Genomic DNA, 23,837 nt, shown 5'->3' with positions numbered 1-23,837 from the left:
ACTTGTACCCTTTGGGTATGTCGAAGGGCAGTTCATGGTTCGACAAGCTCACCACGAACGGAAAGGGATTTAGATAGGTAATACTCGGATTTTCTGAGAAAGTTTCTCTTTGAGTGTCGCTTCGATCGCATACAATGTCCCCGTACTTGAACTAGCACAGCCGTTACACGCACCCAAATAGCGGATATAAACATCGATATAGTCCGGAGAATCTTTAATATCGATAACCTCCATATTTCCGCCGTCCATAACCAAAAACTGACGGATTGACTCATCCACAACACTATCAATCGCTTTGATCTTCTGAACCAGTGTCATCGCTTCGAAATCACCGTGACTTCCCGCATCAGCCGCTGAACGCATTTTCTCTTCATCCATCTCACGACGGACATCGGCCAAAATATCGACGAGATAGTACTCGCGTGCTTCATGCCCGCCCGGTTTGATACACGATTTACAGAATCCGCCCGCTTTGGTGTAATCGGTGATTTGCTCAACCGTTTTAAGGTCGTTGAGTTTAATCACTTCACGAAGTGTCCCCAAACTTACACGCGCACATTCACATACGATGATCTCATCTTCGAAACTTGATTCATCAACACCGAGATAAAGCCCTGCCGCTTTTTTGATAACGTCATATGCCATAACCGAACAGTGCATTTTTTGCGGTGGAACAGCAGGAGTTTCGGGATCATCTCGTAATGACTTTTCAACATCGATATTCGTGATTTTAACCGCTTCCTGAACTTTTTTACCAATGCACAACTCTGCCATCATATCTGAACTTGCGATTGCTGTACCACAGCCGAAACTTTTAAATTTCGATTTGACGATCGTATCCGTCGCTGGGTCAACTTCCCAGTATAAACGGACCGCATCACCACAGCTCTCCGCACCAAAATCGGCAACGATCAGCTTATGTCCGGCAGCGTCACACTCTTCTTGGGTAATTTCCCCTTGATTATTCGGGTTATTCATTAATGTGGTTACTTTGTTTGAGTACTGATCCCAAAGAGATCCGCCCAATAAATCATTCTTAGCCATAATTGTTTCCTTAGTGGTGAATTCCGCATGCGGTTGCTTCACCGCCCGCAGTAGGTTGTACGATCGCATACGAGCTCGAAATTGCTCGCAAGCGTTTTACCGCATTTTCAAATCGTTCAATAACGTAATCGATCTCTTCATCGGTTGTAAAACGACTCAGACTCAAACGGATCCCCGTATGTGCCAGTTCATTATCAGCACCGATCGCAAGCATAACGGTATTCGCTTCCAAATCTTCCGATGCACAGGCAGAACCGGTAGAAGCACCGATAAGAGCGTTATTAAGATCCCATAGCATCCCCTCGCCCTCAACACCGCGAATCGAGATCAAAATAGTATTAGGGGTACGGTTGTCACGATTACCGACCACCATTACATCACTTAGTCCTGCAAGCAGTGCATCTTCGAGACGATCACGCTTTGCACGAATAGAAGCCATTTTTGTTTCGATATTTTCGGTTGCAAGTTCAATCGCTTTGCCCATTCCAACGATATAAGGGACATTGAGGGTACCTGAACGGCGTCCCCCCATATGCTCTCCACCGTGAAGAAGGGGAGTAAGTATTTCAGAATTACGGATATAAAGAGCTCCGATCCCTTTTGGACCGTGAAATTTATGCGCCGACATCGACATAAAATCGACATGTACATCTTGCATATCAACAGGAATCTTTCCTACGGCTTGAACACCGTCGGTGTGGAAAAGAACCCCTTTTTCTTTACATATTTCACCGATCTCTTTAATCGGAAAAATCATTCCGGTTTCATTGTTTGCCCACATGACCGATACCAGCGCCGTTTTTTCAGTAATAAAACTGCGTAATGTATGCGCTTCCACAACCCCTTGATCATTTACTGGGAGATAGGTTACTTTAACCCCTTGCTCTTCGAGAAATTTACAGGTGGAAAGAACCGAAGGGTGTTCAATTTCCGTCGTAACGATATGATTTTTGTCACCGTTGAGGATCTTATCCACCCACACTGATTTGAGTACCCAATTATTTGACTCAGTTGCGCATGAGGTAAAAATAATATCATCTTTATCGCTTGCGTTGATCGCTTTATACATTTGGTTGATTGCTTTGGTGATCGCAGGATGTGAAGCGGTACCAAAACGGTGCAGTGAATTCGGATTACCGTAAATCTCACTGAAAAAAGGGACCATCGCCTCTACGACGGCTGGATCGACCATCGTTGTCGCGTTATTGTCCAAATAGACTTGCATTTCATGCTCCTCATGGGTTTCTAATAAAAGACTAAATTAGTCTTGTTTAACTTTTGGGATAATAGTGCAAACGATGTTATAGTAACCTTAAGGGGTTTTTATGTTTAACACTCTTTAAGGATTCGATCAACTCCCCATCAATGCGATCAGCTGATCCACCGTCTCTTGAAAGTGTGAGATACTCATTGACTCTTGGGAAAGAAATGCTTCCATTTTTGCTTTCTTAGCCATCGCTTCATCGAGTTCTCGGTCGGTTCCTTGGACATACGCACCGATACGGATTAACATCTCATTCTCTTTTAACAGTGTATAAAGGCGGCGAAATCGTCTTACGGCAGCAAGATGTTCCGGAGAGATAATATCATTCATAACACGCGAAGCGGAGTTGAGAATATGGATAGGAGGATAGATACCGAAATCGGTCAGTTCACGGGAAAGGACAATATGCCCGTCTAATATCGATCGCGACTGATCGGCAATCGGATCGCTCAAATCATCCCCTTCTACAAGGACGGTAAAAAAAGCGGTAATTGAGCCGTTCCCTTCTTCTTTACCTGCACGCTCCATCAACTGAGGTAACAGCGTCAGCGACGAAGGGGGATACCCTTTTGAGGTAGGGGGTTCTCCTAGCGCGAGACCAATTTCCCGCTGCGCCATCGCAAATCGGGTCACCGAGTCCATCATAAACAGAACATCATGTCCTTTTCCTTTGAAATACTCCGCCACACTCATCGCACTGAAGGCTCCGTATTTACGCATAAGCGGAGAATCATCACTCGTCGCAACGACTAAAACGGTATTTTCGAGATTGCCGCCGAGCGATTTTTCGATAAACTCGGGAACTTCACGCCCCCGCTCACCGATAAGGGCGACTACTTTGATCGGCGCATCGGCACCACGGACAATCATCCCCATCAAGGTCGATTTGCCCACACCGCTTCCGGCAAAAATGCCGAGTTTTTGCCCTTTTCCGCAGGTGAGCAATCCATCGATCGTTTTAACCCCGACACTAAAAGGCTCATCGATCATCCCACGCTTCATTGCCGCAATAGGTGCTTTGATGATCGCTTCCAAATGGGTACCCGCAACAGGACCCTTACCGTCGATCGGATTCATAAACGGATCAACCACGCGCCCCAATAGGGCATCACCTACCTCGATCATCATTCCGGTTTGATTGGGATAGACTTTATCTCCGGCACGAAATCCTTCGATAAACCGAAAAGGGGTGATAAAAAAGCGGTTCCGCTCTACTTCACTCACCATACCAAGAGCCTCTGCACCGTTGACCTCGGAGATCATCATCACGGTATCACCGATACTCACATGCAATCCCTCTGCGACAATGACGGTAGGGCTGATTTTGGTTACGGTGCCAAATACCGTCGTAAGCTTCTCAATACCCAAACGGCTGCGCAGTGCTTTTAGCGGCATAATTTAGTAACGATTCCCAGTAGAAGAGTTGATAAGACTAAAAAATTCCATCCGTGTCTTCTCGTCGCGTTTAAATAATCCCCGCAACGCACTTGACGTCGTCGTTGAACTGATTTTTTGGACACCGCGCATCTCCATGCACATGTGACGCGCCTGAATCACGACCGCTACCCCTTTGGGAGAAACCGCTTCCATTAACGCATCGGCGATTTGTTCCGTGAGCTGCTCTTGTATCTGCATCCGTCGCGCAAACACATCGACAACACGGGGAATTTTAGAGAGCCCGACCACTTTTCCATCGGGAATATAGGCGACATGAGCCCGTCCGATGATCGGAAGAAGATGATGTTCACACGTCGAATAAAACTCGATATCTTTGATCAAAACCATCTCATCGTTACTGCTCGCGAACATGGCTGAGTTTAAAATAATCTGCGGGTCTTCTTTATAACCGCCGAACATAAATTCATACGCTTTCAACACACGGCTCGGAGTTTTTTCCAGCCCCTCCCGGTTCACGTCTTCACCGACATAGCGCATCATGGTTTTGACGGCTTCTTCAAAGTTTTGCTGTTCATTTACTTGTGACATCGATTCTCTCATCATTCAAAATATTGGTCATTAAACTATCTTTATTACTCTATCACGACTTTGCTTTTATTTTAATTCAGCGTAGCGTTAACCCTTTTTGGATATTATTGCCACCATTTAGTCTAATACGAGACGTCATAAAAGGGATTCAATGCAAATTACAACGAACAAAATTGACTCAGCCAACGCGAAAATCAACGCGGCTATTACACGCGGTACCATCGATTCAAATATCGAAAAAATCGCCAATCAAATCTCAAAAGATGCAAAAATTGCCGGTTTCCGTAAAGGTAAAGTGCCTTTGAGTGCAGTGAAAAAACAATACGGTGACCGTTTGGTTCAAGATGCGGAAGCGCAAGCGTTACGTGATCTTTTAAGTGCTGCTCTCGTTGAGATGGAAATCGCCGCTGACAGTTTGATCGGTGAGCCTCAAATCGCTAAATTTGAAAAAAATGATAACGGGATTGATGTTGAAGTAATCATCGCTACCCGTCCTGCAATCGAACTCGGTGATTATGCGGCAATGGTTCCGGATGTTGAAAAACCTGCCGTCGATGATGCAGCGGTTATGGCACGTATCGAAGAATTGGCAAGCGCACAAGCAGCAATGGTCAACGTAGACGAAGACCGTGCATTGGTGAGCGGCGATACAGCACTCATCAATTTCGAAGGATTTGTAGACGGTGAAGCGTTCGAAGGCGGTAAAGCGGAAGATTTCGCGCTCCGTTTGGGCAGCGGTCAATTTATCCCTGGATTCGAAGACCAAGTGATCGGTATGAAAAAAGACGAAGAGAAAACTATCGATGTTACTTTCCCTGAGAACTACGGCGGAGCAAAACTCGCTGGCAAACCGGCACAATTCAAAGTAAAAGTAAACGCTATCCAAATGAAAGAAGCGGTTGTCGTTGATGAAGAATTGGCGAAAAAAATGCTTCCGGGTTATGACGATGCGAGCGTTGAAATGCTCAAAGAAAAAGTAAAAGAACAGCTTGAGAGCGAAGCAATGAGCGTTAAATACAACGACGAGCTCAAACCTGCCCTTATGGAAACTTTCGTAGCTGCATTTACGATCGATCTTCCTGAATTCATCGTAGAACAAGAGATGGATATGGCACTCAACAAAAAAGCGCGTGACTTAACTGAAGCACAACTCGAAGAACTTCGCAATGATGCTGAACAAGTAAAAGCAATGCGCGAAACATTCCGCGACGATGCATGCCGCGCCGTTAAAGCTACCTTTATCGTAGACGCATTGGCAAAAGCGGAAAATATTGCCGTCAACGAGCAAGAATTGATGCAAACGATCTATTACGAAGCAATGCAAATGGGTCAAGATCCTGCGGCAGTCTACAAACACTACCAAGAATCAGGATACCTCCCTGCGATCCAAATGGCGATGATTGAAGATCGCGTGTTGAGTAAATTACTTAACGACAAAATCAAGTAATCACGATGAGTTACATCCCTTACGTCATTGAAAAAACGGGGCGCGGTGAGCGCTCGTATGATATTTATTCACGTCTTCTCAAAGACCGTATCATTATGCTCAGCGGTGAAGTTAACGATCCTGTTGCTTCTTCGATCGTAGCACAAATGCTCTTTTTGGAAGCGGAAGATCCTCAAAAAGATATCTATTTCTATATTAACTCTCCGGGAGGTGTTATCACTTCCGGAATGGCGATTTACGATACAATGAATTACATCCGTCCCGACGTCAGTACGATCTGCATCGGACAAGCGGCATCGATGGGAGCATTCTTACTCAGTTCAGGCACAAAAGGGAAACGTTACGCCCTTCCGCATGCACGTATCATGATCCATCAGCCTCTCGGCGGTGCTCAAGGTCAGGCAACCGACATCGAGATCCAAGCCAAAGAGATTTTGCGTATGAAAGCAGAGCTGAATGAAATTTTGGCAAAAAACTGCGGACAAAGTGTTAAAAAATTGGAAAAAGATACTGACCGTGATAATTTCATGTCAGCCGCTGAAGCGGTAACCTATGGTATCATCGACGAAGTACTTGTTCAAAAAGAAAAAGAAGAGAAATAAAGGCTAATACATGGCAACTCTCGGTGATCCTAAACGTTCGCAACGCTCAAAAAGCAGTGAAGAAGGATTTATCAGTGCTAGCTCTTTAGGTGACCCTACCAGCGATCTTGAAATATTCGCTAAAGAGGTTCTCACCGCTCTTATCTCAGATAATCTCCCCCCTACTCCAAATAATTTTGCCCTCTATTTCGATCGTATTTTGGAAGAAAAAAGCGAAAGTCTCCGCCGCCAAATCGGCTCTATTTTAGAGCTTGAAGAGGATAACGAAGATGAAAAGAGCATTGAACTGGAAAAAACCCTCAAGCGCGGTTTTTCTTCCGTTAAAAGTATTCTACAGCTCAGCGCAACCCTCTACAAAAACATCTCCTTAATGGAGAAAATTTTGGACAAACGGAAAGAGGAGATCAAAAGTGTCCCCTCTTTGAGCGGAGCAAGCGATCTGCTTGCCTCGTTAGGGAATGATGTCGGAAAACTCAGCGGTATCCTGAAAAAACAGGTTACTCATATGAAAACTATCTATGAAGAAACTGCGACCATCGTCAAGCAAGTTGAAAATGAGACTATTTTCGACAACCAATACGGGGTTTACAATAAACGCTATCTTCTCACAAGACTCGAACAAGAACGCCATCTTATCGATGAATTCAAGCATAAAAGCTCTCTTATCACAGTACGCCTCTCTAAGGACACCGGAAGTGCGATTCAAAGTGAAAAAGCACAGCAGCTTATGGTACGTACTGTTGCGCGACTGCTTCTGAAAACGTCACGCCGAAGTGATATTGTCGCCCATTACGGTGAAGGTATTTTTGCAATGGTCTTGAAACATACCGATATCGATAGTGCGAAACGGGCGTCTGAGCGTCTGTTCGACCTCGTCGCCTCCAGTAACTTTTTCCTGGCTGAGCAGGAAATTCAACTGCGCATCGCCATCGGCGTCGCTGAACTCAACGTATCCGCAGGGGTTGAGCAAACCCTCGTATGTACACTAAATGCAATGGAAGCGGCAGACAAGGAACCTACCCTCCGCTACATGGTCTGCAATCCGTAAGGTTACTATGATTCTCCCGATTATCACTTATCCGAATAAACAACTCAAAACCCGTTCTCTCGAAGTCCTGAGTTTTGATGATGTTCTGCATCGCTTTTTAGACGATATGTATGAGACAATGATGAGCTCTAATGGGATAGGATTGGCCTCTATTCAAGTGGCAAATCCTATCCGTGCTATTATCCTCTGCATTCCTGATGAAGAGGGTCAACAATCCAAAGAGAACCTTCTCGAAGTTATCAATCCTATTATTCATACCCCCAGAGGGAATGTCCTGTATCAAGAGGGATGTCTAAGCGTTCCCGGTTTCTACGAAGACGTGGAACGGTATGAATCCCTTACCCTCCACTACCAAAACCGTCACGGTGAAGCCTGCGTTCTCCATGCAACCGATCTTCTTGCTATCGCAATTCAGCACGAAATCGATCATCTTGAGGGAAAACTCTTCATTGAAAAACTCTCCTATCATCGTCGCAAGAAATTTGAAAAAGAGTATAAAAAAGTTCTCAAAGAAAAAAAATAACCCTTCCATAAATATTGCATTACGCAATATTTACTTTTTCCCTCCCTACTTTTGATACAATTACCGCGTTAAATATAACTTTATCAGTTAACTGTAGTTATATTTAGAATCTTAAATTTTTTATTTGTACAGAAAAACAGTAATAGTATTTATTTTAAGGGCATTACAATATACCGATAATTCATTTTGGAGGTATGTTATGAAACTCCTGCTAAATCAAAAATACTACAACATCTATCTGGTTGCAGCTATTATCGCTGTCTGCTTTTTATTTATGGTTATCAGTACCGTTGTAGTTCTTAAAAATATCGGTGGTGGAAAAACAAGTGCAGACATAGCACTCGAAAAAGCCCAACAAAATTGCAATAGGAAAAAGGGCGAATTAGTACAATTGAGTAAACAAAACCCTCTCAATACGGTTTGTATAGCACAGAGGTAAGAAGGAATACTGAAAATTGGCCTACTCATTTGTTTCCAGCATCCTATTGTCCTCACAAGAAACGGAGTAGGAATGAAACAGCTGCAATGTGCAACATTTGAGGGGATTGACGCCAAAACGGTCGAAGTTCAATTCACCGCGACGAAAGGATTGCCGGCCTTTAGTATTGTCGGTATGGCCAATACCGCCATCACCGAATCCAAAGAACGGGTAAAATCAGCCCTTCTTAGCAATGGATTTACATTCCCACCCAAACGACTAACCGTCAACCTTGCACCTAGCGATTTACGCAAAGAAGGTTCTCATTTTGATCTCCCGATTGCAGCACTTATCGCTTTGGGTAATTATGAGGGGGATATAGATAATTGGTACGTATTCGGAGAGCTGGGATTGGATGGAAGCGTTACCGAGAATACCCTCCTCTACCCTATCATCCTCTCTTTGGCAAATCAAGGTTCGATAACTCGCGCCATTGTCCCTAAACTCAGCCTCCCTAAGCTCTCCAAAATACCGGGAATCGCTTTTTACGGTGTTGCCACCCTCACCGATGCTTTAAATCTTTTACGTGCTGAAGAAATTCCGGAAACGGCGTCCCATGTCAGCACCTTTGATTTTAATCACGTCACCCATAATAATAGAAACTACTACTATCATGAGCACTATCCTCTGGACTTTATCGAGATCAAGGGGCAAGAGCATGCTAAACGTTCCGCTTTGATAGCCGCGGCGGGGATGCATAATCTCCTACTTGAAGGATCTCCGGGAAGCGGAAAATCAATGATAGCCAAACGGCTTGTTCATATTCTCCCACCGCTTCATAACGATGAGATGCTTGAATGTGCCAAACTCGAAATACTCGAAGGGAAAGAGCCTACATTTACACCAATGAGACCCTTTCGATCACCGCACCACTCCAGTACCGGGGCAAGTATTTTCGGGGGGGGAACCCATAAAGCACAAATCGGAGAAGTCGGACTGGCAAATTCCGGAATTTTATTTTTTGATGAGCTTCCCCATTTTTCCAAAACCGTTCTTGAAGCGTTACGCGAGCCCTTAGAAGATCGCCATATCCGTATTTCACGGGTTAATACCAAAGTGACCTACGATGCCGATTTTCTATTTGTTGCAGCCATGAACCCCTGCCCCTGCGGAAATTTGTTCAGCACCTCAATCGCCTGCCGATGCAGTGATTTGGAGATCAACCGATACAAATCACGCCTCTCTGATCCCTTTTTGGATCGTATCGATCTCTATGTACAAATGCATGCGGTAAGTGCAGAGGACAAAGCAAGTGTCAGTTCCCACGAACTCCATGCAAAAGTACGTCAAGCTTTTTTACGGCAAAAACAGCGGGGGCAAAAGCGGCTTAACGGTGCGCTCAGCGATGCTGAAATTACACAATACTGTCCGTTAAATGCGGAGACTCAACCGATAATCGATCAAGCAATCGGGAGATATGGTTTATCGTTTCGAGCGGTGAGCCGTGTACTCAAGGTAGCACGAACGATCGCCGATATCGAAGGTGAAAAAGATCTCGGAAAAGCTCATCTTTTGGAAGCATTGAGCTATAGAAAGAGATAAAAACACTTTACTATGTTTGGCTATTATCGAGTCTCTTTCTCTTTAGATAGAAAGACTTTGCATAATTAATAATAGGAGTTTCAATATATTTATAACTAATCAATCCATACAACAAAGCTACAGTAATCATCACAGCCACCATCGTTAATTCGAAAATATGTCCATGAACCCAAAACTTAATAAATATTACTCCTATGGCATTTACAATAAAGAGATGAGATAAATAGATAGAGTATGAAGCATCCCCAAGTTTTATTAAAAATCTATGTAGAATAAATCCTTGTTGCTCAACTTCAATAGCAAAAAGTACGAGCAAGAAAGCAGGAATCCCGTATATAAGTATTCTGGGCCATCCTTCAATATCAAGCAAACTACCATGTTGATAATATGCTATAAAAAACAGTATTAAAAATGAAAAGAGAAGAAGTAATTTTGCAAAAGGGATTCGGTAATCATATTTAAGAAAATATATTCCTAATAAAATCCCTAATATAAATTCAACACCCCAAGGATCAGTGATGAAGTTTAGTAATAGATAATTGTCATTAAAAATAATACTTCCAATAGCTATAAAAGAAAACCAGAGCAGTGAATACATTAATAGTTTATTTTGAGTTCCGAAAAGGATAAATAATCCGAAAATAATATAAAAATAGACCTCATAGACTAAGGTCCATCCGACTAAAACCAAAGGCATCTTATCGGAGGGGAAGAGGAGGAATGAAGCTAACAAATTAAATTGTTGATGTATCCATTCAGGTTTTATAAACACGATTGGCAATAATAAAATTGTGTAAAGCCAATACAGAGGATAAATTCTTGTAAATCTGAAATAGACAAATTTATAAAACTTACTCCGATTTCCAAAATAATCTTTTGTAATAGTAGTCAAAATAAAACCACTAATTACAAAAAAAATATCTACTCCTATATAACCTACAGCAAAGAAATGGGGGATTACACAATATGGATAATTGTACTTATGTTCAATGCCTAACATATGATAAAAGATGACAAATAAAACTGCTATTCCGCGTAACGCTTGTAAATTATAGATTTTACTATTCATTGAGTCTCATTCTCATATTATTATTTAATACTATAATAGAATAGACTTATTGACTAAATTAAAAATATAGTTTACTTATAATTTCATTGAATAACTACAAAATACTTTTTTCAGTACCAAGAAGGATAAAACTGTACGCCTAGAGATGTTAAGATTGGGAAGAACATTGAGTGGAAGTGTTGTGCCATCGGATGAGATAAGTTTTTTGTCTCTTTTCTAGCAAAAAAAGAGACAAATTGACATTAAAATGTTGCCACAACCCATTGAGTAATGACAAAACCGCCTATAACCAACCAAATAAACATAGAACCAGCTGCATAAATAGGGGCCAATCCGAGTCCTTTGAATTTGGCGAAGCGTGTTCCCATTCCCAGTGCCGTCATAGCCATCGTCAACAAGAACGTATCTATGAGATTGATATTGCTGATCATGGATTTAATTATTGTGGTTATCGCCGCAGCAGCATGTGCATCGGTATATTGGAGTAAAAGTGAGTTAACGCCTGCCATGCCGACAAAGTAGACGGCAAACCAAGGGATAACGAGCTTAACACCACCTCCTGCTGTCCCGCTTTTCTTGGCAGTATACGAAAGATATATCCCTAATACGATCAACATAGGGGCGATCATAATAACCCGTGTCATTTTAACGATGACGGCGGTATTTGCCATATCGGCACTTGCACCCGGAATCGATGCCGGAACCGCGACCACTTGAGCTACTTCATGAATCGTACCCCCTACATACATCCCGAACGTTGTCGGAGCCATGTGTAAAAATCCGGTTGCGGGTTCAATAATCGCCGCATACAATACAGGGTACAAAAACATCGAAATCGTTCCAAAAAGGACAACCATTGAAACAGCGATGGCTGTTTTGTACTCTTCGCTTTTCAATACCGGCTCAGTTGCCAAAACAGCTGCCGCACCGCACACGGATGCTCCCGCAGCGGTCAACATAGAAGTATCACGGTCGAGTTTAAAAAACTTTTGAGCCAAATAAGTTCCAAGGATAAACGTACTAGAAAGCATGATTAAAGAGACCATGAATCCCTCTATACCTACTTGTTCAATCTGCTGAAATGTAATCCGGAAACCGTAAAAAACGATAGCGAATCGGAGGATTTTTTTGCCCGAGAAGGTAATCCCTCCCTCCCAAACGGAAGGGATACGATTATGAAGAGTATTGGCGAAAAAGATCCCCAGAACAATCCCCACAACCAAAGGAGATATTCCCAAATTTTTGACAACAGCCAAATCAGCGATCATTGTCGCGGCTGCGGCAAATATAGCGACAAACAAGATGCCGCTGAGGGTATCTTTGCGCTTTTGCGGTGAAAACGACATAATTGCTCCTATAAATTTTAATAATGACATTATAGGGTGAATCGAGCGAATTTAAAAATAAGCCTGATTGAACCAAATGTTAATCATTATGGAACAACAATTTCCATTCGCACCGGAATTTCTGCCGTTTTTGTTACTTTAATCATCTCCTCTGCTTTAACAATAATTCGTTTTTCAAATTCCGGTGTTCTCAGCAAATAGTTTCGAATCGCATCCGAGCGCTGATGTGCCAAAACCTGCAGTTCTTGTGGAGCAAGTGGCTGAAGCGGGATAAGCTTTTCAATCAATGCTTCAGAATAATGTCGCACAAATGCCGCCTCTTGCGGATACTGTTCTTCAAGTTTAGCTTTCAGCTCTTTACGCTCTTTTTTCTCCAAAGACTCCTCTGCCATATCTTCAAGAATTTCCATACTAATCGCTTGAGGAGAATCGATTTTAAGCCCTGCATTCATCTTCAATGCTGCCTGAACGAGTTTACGTGCTTTAAGTGCATGGGCGTCACTCGCTTCATCCCATCCGCCGTACACATCCAAAGAGAGCTTCGGACGTTTCGTGAGCATCTTGGTAATTTGATCCAGTTTTTCAACTTGAGGCGGTAGCAGCGTTGCGGATCCCGGCTCAAAATCGATTGAAGCGAGCGTATCACTCTCGATTCCCATAATAGAGCCTAACAGCCTAAAGGGAGAGGTAACCGCTTTGGTAAAGAGGTTTTTGATCACCTGCCATACCACCGTCCCGTATTTGAAATCGGGTTTATTGACATCCCCCTCGATCGGCAAATCGACATCGATAACTCCCTCAGAGTCTTCCAAAAGTGCTACCACAAACCGCATCGGCCAAGGTGACCCGCCCTCTTTTTCTGCACCCAGTTCGATTTGTTTTATCACGACTTGATTCGCACCGTTGAGTTTGCCCCCATCGATTTTATACCCGAGATTCAAAAAGAGTTTTCCGCCGTCAATCTTGTACCCTAAAAACTGAAGTGAATAAGGGGTGTAATGTTTAAGTTCGAGGTTATCAAACACCACCTTTATATCGGTGAATTTTTTAGGATCTTTGGTATTAAGCGATCCGTCAACTTTTGCTAAACCGTATTGGTCAACCCCACCGCGCAGCTTTACAAATGTCGTCACATCTTTGGTCGTCGAAATACCCAAAACCGACCCTTCCAAATCGTGGATGTAGGTTTTAAACGGCAAAGGAAGCGACTGATCGCTGAACGTAGCGCTGCTGTCTCGAACCAGCAGTTTTACAATGTCGATTCCAAAAGGGTTACTGCTTGGCTTGATCGTATTGGTCTCACCGGCTGTGCTTTTACTCAATGTTGTGTAGTTCAATACTTTTTTTGAGTCAATCAATGCATTGGTGTAAAGTCCGTCAATAGCCAATTGGTTGATTTTGAGACGATTATCAGGATAGGCGTAGACAAACGGTGTTGCACCAATATTCTGCCATCCCAGCAATACCGAATCATCCCGTGTATCGTTTACGACCCAGTCGCTGAGGGAGATTTTCCCTTTTACCCCTGTTTTGGAAGGATTATAATCATACTGTGCCGCCAATGTCACGTTCCCACGCCGCAATGAAACATACGTACTCGGTTCCAAATACGGATCAAACCAAGAGACATCCAGCCCTTTTAAAGCAAACGTACCGCTGCTGCGCACAGGGGAACGGGTAATATCTCCGTTTAGATCAAACGTACTTTTTTCATTGATTCGTGTCTGTACACTGATATGGCTTTTAAGGGCGGGATTACTCTCAAAAGCACGAAGATTGAGGTTCAGCTGATCCAGATTAAAATCCACTTTTTTCTTCGGAACCTCATCGCTAAACGCTACCGATCCGTCGTTCAAAGCAATCTCATCGACACGATACCCCCACGGTGCAGAAGGTTCTGACTCCGCTTTTGCCGGCGAAGCGTAAGCGTATTTCGACAAATCGATCGAACCGTCTTTTAATCGATTCAGCGCTGCCGAAGGATGGCGAATAGAGAGTTTTTGTACCTGTGCAAATTTTCCTGCGCGAGCGATCTCAATCCCATCTACATCTATACCCTCAATCCCAACGGTGAGTGCATTATCACTTTGACGTACCACACGGATCGCATCGGTTTTCAAAGAGAGTGTCAGCGGAGTTTTTTCATCACTGCTCACCGATCCCGTATGCATAGAGAGGTTATTCACGCTCGCATTATACGGTTCACGCGGAGCACGATCGCTCCATTGTAGCCCGACATTGTCGACATTCACACCTCCCAGAGCAAAACGCCACGGCACTTTGGTTTCATTCTCATCGTCGGGAAATGCTTTTTGAATCTGTTCGATGTAGTTGACCCAGTCAATCTCTCCTTGTGATGAGCGTTCCGCCGCAATATTGATCCCGTTTATCCCTATCATCTCGGCATTGAAAATCTTCCGAAGCGGCTGTACGGAACCTTTGGCAACTTTAAGTGAAGCAAGGGTGAGGAGATTACGATCTTCACCTTTAGGAATGACGCGAAGTTTGTTCATTTCGACGTGGAGGTTGGAGAGCTCGGTATCATTCACGTCATTGCTGTTAAAACGGTAATCAAACCCGAATGCCGCCGTACCGTCCGCTACTTCGATCGGAAATTTCTCTTTAAAATAACGCCACGGAGTATAAAGTTTCCCGGAATCAAACGCTATACTTCCCCCAATGCTCAGAGGAGAGAGGGAGTCTATTTTTCCGCTCAGATCGACAAATCCCCCCTCGTTGATCGTCGCATAGAGACGCATTTTCCCGTTTTCTTTAGAAAGATGGCGCAGATCGATATTGTCGAGATTGAACCCTATCGGTCCCAAGCCGACGTTATACGCTTTCCCGTCCGAATAATCGTTGTAATCCAACGTTCCCTCATTGAGGGCAAAATGGTTGATAATAAGCCCTAGAGGTTCCGAAGGTTTCTCTTGTGTTTTATTATCATCTCCCCCTAATTCGGTGAGCCATTTAAAATTAAAATCACCATTCTGCTCACGCCGGATCGTAATTTTAGGCTCGCTGAAGGTGATCTCTTTGACCGATAAAGCACCCCGCCACAAATAAGCAGTAGGATCGAGGTTGAGCGAAAAAGCCTTGAGTACGAATAGATCGGTGTTCTGAGGTGTTTTGAACGACAGATTTTTAAGTTTCAAATGGAAGCTAAAAGGGTTGAAGGAGACTGAATCTATAGAGAGTTTCCCCCCCTTCGTCGCTTCATCCACTTTTTGGGGAGCTACGTGTTTAAGGAGGTATGGAACCCCTACAAAACCTGCCATAGCGTAGATTGCCACACCTGCCGCTAACGATTTGAGGATAAGCCCTTTATTCATCTCATCACCCCTCTGTAAAAACTCATTTCATTTTATCATACTTAAATCTATATTTCGACATAATCATCTACTTTATCTGCACACAGGGATAGCCGAAATGAAGCGTAAACAAATTTACAATCCAACCTCCAATGAACATGTAAACGATCGTCAGATTTTCGGCGGTAATCCAACCGGTATTTTCGAACTCAACAACATCAAATATCAATGGGCCTATAACCTCTGGGAGATGATGCTCAACAACACATGGTTCCCCAAAGAGGTCGATATGACCCGTGATGCGGTCGACTACAAATACCTCACCGAGATGGAAAAAACGGCGTACGACAAAGCCCTCTCCCAGCTGATTTTTATGGACAGCCTCCAAACCAATAACCTCATGGACAATGTCAATCCGTACGTCACTGCCCCCGAAGTAAACCTTATCTTGGTACGCCAAAGTTTCGAGGAAGCCCTTCACTCCCAAAGCTATGCCGTTATGGTCGATTCGATCAGCCAAAACTCTGAAGAGATTTACGATCTTTGGCGTCGTGACATGATGCTCAAAACCAAAAACGACTCAATCGCGGCACGCTATAACGATTTGGCGAACGATCCTAGCGAAAGCGCGTTTGTCAAAGCGTGTTTTGCGAACCAAATTTTGGAAGGGATCTATTTTTACAGCGGATTTACCTACATCTACACCCTCGCCCGTTCCGGAAAAATGTTAGGAAGCGCGCAGATGATCCGCTTTATCCAGCGTGACGAAGTGACTCACCTCGTGCTGTTCCAAAACATCATCAACACCCTCCGACGCGAAAGAGCCGATCTCTTTACCGAAGAACTGCTCGAAGAGGTTTATGATATGTTCCGCAAAGCGGTCGAACTCGAAGTCGCATGGGGTCAGTACATCACCCAAGGGCAGATTTTAGGTCTAACAAACGAAATCGTGGAACAATACATCAAACATCTTGCCGATAACCGTCTCACCGCAGTCGGAATGAAACCTCTTTACAATGTCTCTAACCCGATCAAATGGGTCGATGATTTTTCCAAATTCAACGACCAAAAAACCAATTTCTTCGAAGGTACCGTTACGAACTATTCCAAAGGAAGCCTCAGCTTTGACGACTTCTAAAACCCGTTCCATCGTATCGCTGTGTTTTGAGACCGAGATAGATTTTCAAAAAAATCTCGACCGTCTCATCGCACTGATCGACCAATCCCCTGAAGATGCCGTTATTGTCGCCCCCGAAGTGTGTTTGAGCGGCTTTACCTATGAACGCTTCGACGAAGCGGCGGCATTTACCGTTCATGCTCTCGAAAAACTCTCACAGTATCTTGAACATCGTCTCCTGATTTTTACGGCAATTACCGAAGAAGAGGGGAATTTTTACAATATTGCCTATGCCCTTCATAACGGGGCAATCATCCACCGCCAAGCCAAAGCGAAACTTTTTGCATTGGGTGCCGAACATGAATATTTTTGTGCAGGGGAAGAGGGTGCAATAGTGCCTTTCGTCTTTGAGGGAATCACCATCGGAATCCTGATTTGCTTCGAACTTCGATTTAAAAGCCTTTGGCTGCAGCTGGAGGGGTGTGATATCATCGCCGTTCCGGCACAATGGGGGAAACTGCGCAGTGAGCATTTCGTCACCCTCACCAATGCCCTCGCCGTGATAAACCAGTGCTACGTTATCGCCTCCGATGCGAGTAATATCGATACCAGCGGCATGAGCGGTATTATTACCCCCTTCGGAGGAGAAATTCGCAACAGAGATTCCGAACTCCTCACATCCCATTATGAAAACCGTACCGTAGAGTCCATGAGACGCTACCTCAACGTAGGAATAAAATGAGCATTGATAAAATAACCGCGATCAAAACAACCCGTATGGCGGAAGAGATCGTCAAAAAGTTTCCCCTTCGTCCTATCGTCAAAAACGCAATCATCCACACCAACCGTGAAATGTTTGTCCCCATCGCCATGCGTCATAACGCCTACCGTCTAGACGCTCTCCCGATCGGAGCGCAGCAATACATCTCATCGCCTCTGACAGTCGCTAAAATGACCCAATACCTAAGCCCTGAGGGGTGCGACAGCGTTTTGGAGATCGGATGCGGCAGCGGATATCAAGCGGCCGTATTATCCAAAGTATTCCGACGTGTTTTTACCATCGAGCGGATTGAATCACTTCTTTTAGAAGCAAAAGATCGCTTTCGGCATCTCCATTTGGGAAATATTCACACCCGTACCGATGACGGACAAAACGGCTGGGAGCAATACGCTCCGTTTGATCGCATATTATTCTCCGCATCGGCACGTATGATTCCTCAAAAACTCTTCGATCAGCTCCGCGAAGGGGGTATTTTACTTGCACCGATGGAGCGGGGGCGTGAACAGATCATCACCCGTTTTACGAAGCAGGGGGGTAAAATCCATGAAGATGCACTGGAAGTGTGCGATTTCGTCCCCGTCCTCGATGGAGTAGTACGATGAGTCTCCCCGAAGCCTTTACCGAACGGCTGGAAAAGATTGTTCCACGTGAACAGTTTGAATCGATCATTCGCACGTTCGATGCACCCAAACGGGTCACTTTTCGTTTTAACCCACTCAAAACAAGTCCGGAAGAACTTGAAGCCGAACTGGCTCAGGAGGGAATCGCATACGAGAGAGTAGGGTGGGATATCCTATCAGGCGTTTATCGCATCAATCCCGAAGACAAACTCCGTCTCACCCAGAGCGCCGCCTTCTACGAAGGGCGTCTCTATATCCAAAACCTCTCTTCGATGGTCGCCCCCGTTTTGCTCGCTCCTCGCCCCGAAGAGACCATCCTCGATCTCGCCGCCGCACCGGGGGGTAAGACGCTCATGCTCGCGGGGATGATGGAAAATACCGGATGGCTCTCAGCCGTAGAGCTTCAGCGAGAGCGTTTTTTCCGTCTCTGTGACAACCTCAAACACCAAGGGGTCACCAATGCCCACACCTATATGACCGATGGACGAAGCGTCGGTAAAAAATGTCCTCTGATGTTTGACCGCATCCTCCTCGATGCCCCGTGTTCCTCTGAAGCACGTTTTAAAACCCATGAGCCCAAATCCATGAGCTACTGGAGCGTTCATAAAGTCAAAGAAACCTCTAAACTTCAACGCCGTTTACTCCTCTCTGCGTTTGATGCCCTCAAACCGGGCGGTAAATTGCTCTACAGTACATGTTCGTTCTCACCCGAAGAGAACGAAAGCCCTCTTCAGCACCTCTTAGAGCGCCATGGAGAGCATTTAAAGACCATACCCCTCACATTGCCCTTCGATAACGTCCAAAAGCCTCTAACGCGCTGGGGAAAAGAGATTTATGATGAACGGATCCAAAATGCTGTGCGGATTTTGCCTACCGACACGATTGATGGGTTCTTTATCTGTTTGTTGGAGAAATTAGAGTGAACTCCATTCTCTTCGTCTGTCTCGGTAATATCTGCCGCTCACCGATTGCGGAGGGGGTAGCGCGATCACTGATAGAAGAGGGTGGTCATTCCATTACCGTTGATTCGGCCGGGACAGGGCACTGGCACGTCGGCGAAGCACCGTGCAAACACTCTATCACTGTCGCCCGTAATCACGGCATCGATATTTCCCCTATTCGTGCCCGTCAGGTGAAAAAAGCCGATTTCCATGCCTTTGATCTTATTGTTGCACTCGATCAATGCAACTATAACGATCTCAAAACATTAGGTTGTAAAAACCTGGTCAAATTGGGAGATTACGGATATGGTGGGGAAGATGTCCCCGATCCGTACTTTTTTGAGGGGTTTGAGGGGTTTGAGCACGTCTATACGATGATCGAATCGTGCGTAAATAGATTACTTGACTCCGTTCGCCCTGAGCCTGTCGAAGGGTAAACGTTCATGGTTCGACAAGCTCACCACGAACGTTAATGATTACCCGCTAAAAGGGAGTTCTTCGTACCCGATAGAGGTTCCGAGGATGTAAAACGGCGCTTCATCACATCGTCCGCCATAACTACCGATGCCTAACGCAGCGCTGTTAGCCGTTAGCTCTACCGTTATCCCCTCAGACATATCCAATGCACGTAGAACATTATCGCTCACGAGTTTGGCATCATTCACACCATCCACGCGAAACAGCACATCGATCCAGTCATAACCGCGTGCGATATCCTGAACACTGAAACGGATTTCGATGGAAGTAGGGGATAGGGGAGTTAAAGAGCGAATTTCACCTTGGCGGGCAAAATCGATGCGTTCTAGTAGGTTTTTGAGCGTTGAGGCGCTCAGGGGCTTTACTGGCACCCTTCACACTCCATCGAGCGGTCTGCCGTATCTTGTTTTTGCTCCGGTGATTGAGAGCGGAGATAGTAGGTCGATTTGAGACCTAGTTTCCATGCGAGCATGTAGATATCGTTGAGATATTTACCGCTGGCACGATCGAGGGTGATAAAGATATTGAGACTTTGTCCCTGATCGATCCATTTTTGACGGATTGCCGCCGCTTTGACGAGGATCGTTTGATCGAGATCGTATGCAGGCGTATAATATCCCCACGTATCCGGGCTGAGTTTCGGTGCAACGACCGGAATCAATCCTGAGAGATTTTCTTCGAACCATTTGCGTTTGTAGATCGGCTCGATCGTTTGTGTCGTCCCCGTGAGGATCGAGATGGAAGAGGTCGGTGCGATCGCCATCAAATAGCCGTTACGCATCCCCTGTTTTTTAATCGTTTCACGAAGTTCATCCCACTCATAGTTCGGAGCAAACAATCCGCCGCGATCGACGAGGTTTTGAACCTCTGCCGTTGCGTGATCCATCGGAAGGATTCCACGGCTCCATTTGGAACCTTCATATTCAGCATATGCCCCTTTTTCGACGGCGAGGTTGCTGGAAGCGAGAATCGCGTTATAGCTCACCGATTCCATCACTTCGTCAACTTTGTCGAAATGCTCTTGGCTTCCCCACACGATTTTGTTTTCCGCAAGCATCTGCGCTTCACCCATCACACCCAAACCGATTGCACGGCTGCGCATGTTAGTCCGTTTGACTTTCTCCAACGGATAGAAGTTCAGATCGATAACGTTATCAAGAGCACGAATCGCAACCGGAACGATACGGTCGATATCCTCTTTCGTATGAACGCGGGAGAGGTTAACCGATGCGAGATTACACACCGCTGTTGCACCATCTACTTTCTCTTTTTCCACGATGTAGATCGGACGACCTCCGAGAGAATCAAGCGCCGTAACTTTGTTAGCCGGTTTTTCGATTCCGCTGTCTACACGGACGATCTCATCTTCTTCATACGTGACGAACGATCCGTCTTCGTATTTGATTTTGATCAGATAATGGTTCGGCTGCGTATTTTGGAAAATCTCCGTACAGAGGTTCGAGCTGCGGATAATTCCATAATGATCATTCGGGTTGGCACGGTTGGCACTGTCTTTGAAGCAGAGGAACGGACTTCCTGTCTCAAAATAGCTTGTCAAAATCTTTTTCCATAAGTCTTTGGCTTTGGTGTGCTCTTTCACGACACTCGGATCTTGTTCGAGTTCGAGATAACGTTTTTCAAACGCATCGCCGTAGAGTTCACTGAGCTCTTTCACATCGAACGGATCGAACATCGTCCAGATACCGTCTTCAACGACCCGTTTCATAAACATATCGTTGATCCATAGAGCAGGGAAGAGATCATGGGCACGTCGGCGCTCTTCCCCTGAGTTTTTCTTCACATCGAGGAAATCTTTGACGTCCATGTGCCACGGTTCGAGGTACACCGCGATAGCTCCCTTACGGGTTCCGAGTTGATCGACGGCAATCGCGATATCGTTGGTGATTTTCAAAAACGGTACGGTTCCGCCGGCTGCATTTTTATGACCGTCGATAAATGATCCCATAGCACGAACCTGTGTCCAGTCCCAGCCGATACCGCCGCCGAATTTAGAGAGCAATGCCATCTCTTTATAGGCATCGAAAATCCCTTCGATATTATCAGGGGCAGAACCGATATAACATGAGCTGAGCTGATGACGATTGGTGCGGGCATTGGAGAGGGTAGGGGTTGCCATCATCACTTCAAATTTGGACATCATGTCATAAAACTTTTTCGCCCATCCCTGACGGTCAGACTCATTTTGCGCCAAGAACATCGCAACCGCCATAAACATGTGCTGAGGAAGTTCGATCGGGTCACCGTTGCGGTCTTTGATCAAATAACGATCATAGAGTGTTTTAACGCCGAGGTAGTTAAACTCCAAATCACGTTCAGGGACGATATACGCATCCAATTCCGCCAAATCAAATTTATCTCGCAGACCGAGGAGAATACGTCCTTCGGCTTCACCGCGCTCAAAATAACTTTGCAAAGAGCCGTAACCGGTAAAACCGTTCACACGGTGATAAAGATCGTATAAAAAGAGACGGGATGCTACAAACGTCCAGTTGGGAGAATCGATGTCGATTTTATCAACGGCTGTTTTAATCAGGGTGTGCTGAATCTCATTACTGTTAATACCATCACGGAATTGGATCTGTGCATCGACCTCTAATTCGCTTTGCGATACGTTAATCAACCCTTTAACAGCAGCAGAAGTATATTTTTGTATTTTTGTAATATCCAACGGTTCACGACGACCGTTACGTTTAACAATGGTTAGCATCTCTCTCCCTTATACATTCTATTTTGAACACCAAGGGAATTCATCCCCTTGGTTACGCTTGCCGCTAAGGCTCTAAAGCTTGCCTCATTCGAGGCAGAGTTAGCGGTATTATAATCACTGAATATTGTATAGTTTCTTATACCGAAAAAAACTATTTTTATGATAATTATTTGAACACCCGTGCAAAAATTTTATCAACATTTTTGGTGTAATAATCAAAATTAAAACATTCGCGAATTGCCTCTTCGCTCAAACTTTGACGCAACTCTTCATCATCCAACAGATATTGAAGATAGAGGCTTTCCCCTTTCTCATTGACGGCACTTTTGCCTTGTTGGAGACCTTCCCATACTTTCATCGCATTGCGTTGAACGATACGGTACGCATCTTCACGGCTTACCCCTTTGAGAGGAAGTTCGAGTAAAACACGTTGAGAGAAAACCAAACCGCCGGTTAGGTTGAGATTGCGCATCATGTTCTCAGGATAGACGACGAGGTTAGCGATAACACTGTTAAAACGGTGTAGCATGAAATCAGAGGTTACGAAACTGTCCGGCAACCAGAAACGCTCGGTAGAGCTGTGAGAAATATCACGCTCATGCCATAACGCCACGTTTTCCATCGCTGGGATAACATAAGCACGAACCATACGTGCTAACCCTGTTATATTTTCGGTCAAGATTGGATTACGTTTGTGAGGCATCGCCGATGAGCCTTTTTGCCCTTTAGCAAAAAACTCTTCACACTCATACACTTCGGTGCGTTGCCAATGACGAACCTGTACCGCAAATTTTTCGATAGAGCTTGCCATCAATGCGAGCGCCGAAGCGAGACGCGCATAACGGTCACGTTGGATAACTTGGTTAGACGCAGGAGCGGATTTAAGCCCTAACGCTTCACACGTATACTCTTCGAGTTCTAACGGTGCGTGAGCAAAGTTACCCATCGCTCCTGAGACTTGACCGACGCAGATCACGTCCATCGTTTGTTCCAAGTTTGTTAGATGACGAGCCATCTCATCGTACCAAACCGCTAACACCAAACCAAACGTAATCGGCTCACCGTGAATTCCGTGAGAGCGTCCCACCATCAATGTCATCTTGTGTTCTTCGGCTCTTGTTTTAATCGAAGCCATAACCATTTTGACATCTTCGATAATCAATGCCAATGAATCACGCATTTGTAATGCGACAGCCGTATCAACGGTATCGGAAGAGGTCATACCGTAATGGAACCAGCGACTCTCTTCTCCGAGGGTTTCGGATACCGATGTCGTGAATGCGATCAAATCATGACGAGTGATCGCTTCGATCTCATCGATACGCTCAACACTGAATCCTGCATTCTTAACAATCTTCTGGGCATCCTCATCGGGAATAAGACCTAATTTATTCCACGCAACGACAACCGCTTTTTCAACATCGAGCCATGCTTGATATTTTGCTTGGATACTCCATTTGGATTTCATCTCTTCTCTGGCGTAACGATCTACCATATCTGCTTCCTTACTATG

21 protein-coding genes are annotated in these 23,837 nt (G+C 44.8%); 11 read left to right on the top strand and 10 right to left on the bottom strand.

The features are described 5' to 3' along the window. Positions 1–69 precede the first annotated feature (69 nt). The 4 genes from PHI47_RS11575 to folE all read right to left on the bottom strand — a co-directional run bounded on the left by PHI47_RS11575 (position 70) and on the right by folE (position 4,294). A complete protein-coding gene (locus tag PHI47_RS11575; protein WP_299937487.1) occupies positions 70–1,044 on the bottom strand; it encodes an iron-sulfur cluster assembly scaffold protein in 975 nt (324 codons plus the stop codon). A 10-nt stretch (positions 1,045–1,054) separates the two neighbouring features. Next, the gene (locus PHI47_RS11570) at positions 1,055–2,269 is read right to left on the bottom strand and encodes a NifS family cysteine desulfurase (protein ID WP_299937484.1); all 1,215 of its coding nucleotides are present in this window, start codon (positions 2,267–2,269) and stop codon (positions 1,055–1,057) included. A gap of 126 nt (positions 2,270–2,395) precedes the next feature. Next, positions 2,396–3,703, bottom strand: coding sequence for a flagellar protein export ATPase FliI (gene fliI / locus PHI47_RS11565; protein WP_299937481.1), 1,308 nt, complete (start codon positions 3,701–3,703; stop codon positions 2,396–2,398). A 3-nt stretch (positions 3,704–3,706) separates the two neighbouring features. Further along, positions 3,707–4,294 carry a GTP cyclohydrolase I FolE gene (gene folE / locus PHI47_RS11560; protein ID WP_299937478.1) on the bottom strand — a complete coding sequence of 196 codons (588 nt, stop codon included), beginning with the start codon at positions 4,292–4,294 and terminating at the stop codon, positions 3,707–3,709. A gap of 151 nt (positions 4,295–4,445) precedes the next feature. Here folE and tig point away from each other — a divergent pair, with 151 nt between their 5' ends. From tig to PHI47_RS11530, 6 genes are all read left to right on the top strand, one after another. Next, positions 4,446–5,741 carry a trigger factor gene (gene tig, locus PHI47_RS11555; protein ID WP_299937475.1) on the top strand — a complete coding sequence of 432 codons (1,296 nt, stop codon included), beginning with the start codon at positions 4,446–4,448 and terminating at the stop codon, positions 5,739–5,741. A gap of 5 nt (positions 5,742–5,746) precedes the next feature. Further along, complete coding sequence (gene clpP, locus PHI47_RS11550; protein ID WP_299937472.1) at positions 5,747–6,343, top strand: ATP-dependent Clp endopeptidase proteolytic subunit ClpP; 597 nt, start codon at positions 5,747–5,749, stop codon at positions 6,341–6,343. A gap of 10 nt (positions 6,344–6,353) precedes the next feature. Further along, positions 6,354–7,391, top strand: coding sequence for a diguanylate cyclase (locus tag PHI47_RS11545; protein WP_299937470.1), 1,038 nt, complete (start codon positions 6,354–6,356; stop codon positions 7,389–7,391). Positions 7,392–7,398: 7 nt separating this feature from the next. Further along, complete coding sequence (gene def / locus PHI47_RS11540) at positions 7,399–7,914, top strand: peptide deformylase (protein WP_299937467.1); 516 nt, start codon at positions 7,399–7,401, stop codon at positions 7,912–7,914. Between the two features lie 199 nt (positions 7,915–8,113). Next, a complete protein-coding gene (locus PHI47_RS11535) occupies positions 8,114–8,353 on the top strand; it encodes a hypothetical protein (RefSeq protein ID WP_299937464.1) in 240 nt (79 codons plus the stop codon). Positions 8,354–8,425: 72 nt separating this feature from the next. Then, positions 8,426–9,934, top strand: a complete 1,509-nt coding sequence (locus PHI47_RS11530) for a YifB family Mg chelatase-like AAA ATPase (protein ID WP_299937461.1) — start codon at positions 8,426–8,428, stop codon at positions 9,932–9,934. A gap of 10 nt (positions 9,935–9,944) precedes the next feature. Here the strand turns inward: PHI47_RS11530 and PHI47_RS11525 are convergent, their stop codons facing one another. From PHI47_RS11525 to PHI47_RS11515, 3 genes are all read right to left on the bottom strand, one after another. Continuing rightward, complete coding sequence (locus PHI47_RS11525; RefSeq protein WP_299937458.1) at positions 9,945–11,003, bottom strand: acyltransferase; 1,059 nt, start codon at positions 11,001–11,003, stop codon at positions 9,945–9,947. Positions 11,004–11,245: 242 nt separating this feature from the next. Continuing rightward, positions 11,246–12,349, bottom strand: a complete 1,104-nt coding sequence (locus PHI47_RS11520) for a YeiH family protein (protein ID WP_299937455.1) — start codon at positions 12,347–12,349, stop codon at positions 11,246–11,248. Between the two features lie 86 nt (positions 12,350–12,435). Beyond that, positions 12,436–15,681: a DUF748 domain-containing protein gene (locus PHI47_RS11515; protein ID WP_299937452.1), complete on the bottom strand. Its 3,246-nt coding sequence runs from the start codon at positions 15,679–15,681 to the stop codon at positions 12,436–12,438. A gap of 97 nt (positions 15,682–15,778) precedes the next feature. Here PHI47_RS11515 and PHI47_RS11510 point away from each other — a divergent pair, with 97 nt between their 5' ends. From PHI47_RS11510 to PHI47_RS11490, 5 genes are read left to right on the top strand one after another with little or no spacing between them, the layout of a single operon-like run. Next, positions 15,779–16,798 carry a ribonucleotide-diphosphate reductase subunit beta gene (locus PHI47_RS11510; protein ID WP_299937449.1) on the top strand — a complete coding sequence of 340 codons (1,020 nt, stop codon included), beginning with the start codon at positions 15,779–15,781 and terminating at the stop codon, positions 16,796–16,798. Continuing rightward, positions 16,785–17,519, top strand: coding sequence for a carbon-nitrogen hydrolase family protein (locus PHI47_RS11505; RefSeq protein WP_299937446.1), 735 nt, complete (start codon positions 16,785–16,787; stop codon positions 17,517–17,519). Before PHI47_RS11510 ends, PHI47_RS11505 begins: the two co-directional genes overlap by 14 nt. Continuing rightward, positions 17,516–18,160 carry a protein-L-isoaspartate(D-aspartate) O-methyltransferase gene (locus tag PHI47_RS11500; RefSeq protein ID WP_299937443.1) on the top strand — a complete coding sequence of 215 codons (645 nt, stop codon included), beginning with the start codon at positions 17,516–17,518 and terminating at the stop codon, positions 18,158–18,160. Before PHI47_RS11505 ends, PHI47_RS11500 begins: the two co-directional genes overlap by 4 nt. Next, entirely contained in the window at positions 18,157–19,101 is a 945-nt protein-coding gene (locus PHI47_RS11495) for an RsmB/NOP family class I SAM-dependent RNA methyltransferase (protein WP_299937440.1), read from the top strand. Before PHI47_RS11500 ends, PHI47_RS11495 begins: the two co-directional genes overlap by 4 nt. Beyond that, positions 19,098–19,556: a low molecular weight protein-tyrosine-phosphatase gene (locus tag PHI47_RS11490; protein ID WP_299937437.1), complete on the top strand. Its 459-nt coding sequence runs from the start codon at positions 19,098–19,100 to the stop codon at positions 19,554–19,556. The genes PHI47_RS11495 and PHI47_RS11490 overlap by 4 nt, the downstream gene beginning before the upstream one ends. A gap of 39 nt (positions 19,557–19,595) precedes the next feature. Here the strand turns inward: PHI47_RS11490 and PHI47_RS11485 are convergent, their stop codons facing one another. The 3 genes from PHI47_RS11485 to purB all read right to left on the bottom strand — a co-directional run bounded on the left by PHI47_RS11485 (position 19,596) and on the right by purB (position 23,819). Next, positions 19,596–19,967, bottom strand: a complete 372-nt coding sequence (locus PHI47_RS11485) for a hypothetical protein (RefSeq protein WP_299937434.1) — start codon at positions 19,965–19,967, stop codon at positions 19,596–19,598. Beyond that, on the bottom strand, positions 19,958–22,324 hold the full coding sequence (locus PHI47_RS11480) for a ribonucleoside-diphosphate reductase subunit alpha (RefSeq protein WP_299937431.1): 2,367 nt from the start codon (positions 22,322–22,324) through the stop codon (positions 19,958–19,960). Before PHI47_RS11480 ends, PHI47_RS11485 begins: the two co-directional genes overlap by 10 nt. Positions 22,325–22,490: 166 nt before the next feature. Then, on the bottom strand, positions 22,491–23,819 hold the full coding sequence (purB, locus tag PHI47_RS11475; protein ID WP_299937427.1) for an adenylosuccinate lyase: 1,329 nt from the start codon (positions 23,817–23,819) through the stop codon (positions 22,491–22,493). Between the last annotated feature and the right edge of the window lie 18 nt (positions 23,820–23,837).

The organism is Sulfuricurvum sp., assembly GCF_028713855.1.
Classification (GTDB): domain Bacteria; phylum Campylobacterota; class Campylobacteria; order Campylobacterales; family Sulfurimonadaceae; genus Sulfuricurvum.
This window is presented reverse-complemented; position numbering and strand designations above follow the sequence as displayed.